Genomic DNA, 1,741 nt, shown 5'->3' with positions numbered 1-1,741 from the left:
TGTTCCTGCCAGTTAGAAAAGACACAATCCGCGCCAGATAGAGATGGCACACGTTGGTAGCAGCGGGGGCAGTGTGGAGCCATCCACAAGCGCAGCGCTGACCCCGCTGATGCGGTGAGTTCCGAGGGAAGGGCGATGGACCCGCTGCGCCAGCAGCGGGCTCGGTCATACCAGAACAGCAGTCATGAGGCAGGTTGCTTGGGTGGCGTGACCCGGGCTCAGCCAGCGTATTCGGCCAGTCCGCGCGCGACGAGCTCCGTGTTGGAAAGACGTGGCCCGCGCTTCAGCTTGGGCGTGCACAGCGTGCGGCGATCCACCTTCGATGTAGTCGAAACAGCTGACGCGGCGAACATGCCGCCAGTCTGCGCCGTCCGCGCCGGCTCGTTGTTGTTCCGCTTGCGGTGGTGTGGCGCCGCTTCCTGCAGGAGCCGCGCCATCGCCAGCGCCGCGTCGAGATGCTTGTTGTCGACCACTGCGGCCTGGTTCACCCGCCGCATCTTGTCGAACACGCGATAGGGCAAGGCCTGCCCGTCGTGCCGGATCTCGATACGTCCGTCGGGATACTCGCAGACATCCACCCGCTTGCGCACCAGCGCCTGGCTGGTCCGGTTCGGCTCCAGGATAAACAGCGCCTTGTTGTAGTGCAGCGTCAGCGCCGCGGTCACTGTGCGCTGCTCGCGCCACACCATTTCCGCTTCGATGTCCTCGTGCGGTGCCAGCGGGCGGTGCAGATCGCGCGGGTCGAACGGCGGCTTGGCGAACTGGCGGTTATGCCGGGCCATGTAGGAGGGGAGAAAAGCGTTGGCCTCCGCGATGGTGGAAATACCCTCCAACCGCATCGCCTTGACCAGCCGGTCCTGCAACGTGCCGTTGGCGCGCTCGACACGGCCCTTGGCCTGCGGCGAATTGGCGCAGATGATCTCGATGTTGAGCGCGTGCAGCGCCCGCCCGAGATGCGTCATGCCGTCTCCGTTCGCCGAGGCGGTGTTGTTTCGGAAGGCGCTGTGCTTGTCGGAGTACAAGGCGACCGGCTTGCCGTGGCGCTCGATATACGTCCGCGTCGCCCGCATGTACGAGAAGGTGCTCTCGCTCTCGACCATCTCCAGGTGCATCAGTTCGCTGGTCGCATCGTCGATATAGACCAGCAGCGTGCATGGCGGGCCCCGGTCCTCGAACCACCAATGTTTGGACCCGTCGACCTGGATCAGCTCGCCGCGGCAGTCTCGCCGGTAGCGCGGCTGATAAGGGCGAGGGCGACGCGCTTCGCGGTCCTTCCACAGCCCCGCTGCCATCATCATCTGCCGCAGCGTCTCGCACGACACCCGGATGCCGTGCCGCTCGGCCAGATACTCACGTGCCAGCGTCGGCCCGAACCCGCTATACTGCTCGCGCACGAGGCTGATGACATGGTCACGAAAGGCGTCGGCGTAGCGCCGGTTGCTCGGACGCCCACGCTTCCGCGAGATCAGCCCGGCCGCGCCGTCCTGCCGAACTCGCTCCAGCAACCGGTAGATCTGTCGACGCTCAAGGCTCAGCAGCGCCATCGCGTCCGCTACCCTGATCTCACCGCGGTCGAGCCGCATCAGCGTGTCGAACCGGCTTACCTCGGCAACACTCATCGTCAGCACCGTCATCGCTTGCACATCCTCGCTGCCGAGGATGGCCATGACACCGGCGACCCGCTGGCACTGTGTGCCTTTTCTATCTAGCGGAGCGGTGTCATTTCTACTTAGCGGTTACA

General features: G+C 65.0%; 1 protein-coding gene. It reads right to left on the bottom strand.

Translation table 11 applies throughout. The features are described 5' to 3' along the window. Nucleotides 1-218: 218 nt before the first annotated feature. Entirely contained in the window at nucleotides 219-1,634 is a 1,416-nt protein-coding gene (locus tag AX685_RS11385) for an ISNCY family transposase (protein WP_024310544.1), read from the bottom strand. Between the last annotated feature and the right edge of the window lie 107 nt (nucleotides 1,635-1,741).

The sequence above is a fragment of the Sphingomonas sp. CCH9-F2 genome, assembly GCF_001556735.1.
Taxonomy (GTDB): Bacteria; Pseudomonadota; Alphaproteobacteria; order Sphingomonadales; family Sphingomonadaceae; genus Sphingomonas; species Sphingomonas ginsenosidimutans.
This window is presented reverse-complemented; position numbering and strand designations above follow the sequence as displayed.

Bases quoted from the DNA above. Each gene is read 5' to 3' on its own strand.
- AX685_RS11385 (WP_024310544.1), bottom strand. From the start codon at position 1,634: ATGACGGTGCTGACGATGAGTGTTGCCGAGGTAAGCCGGTTCGACACG.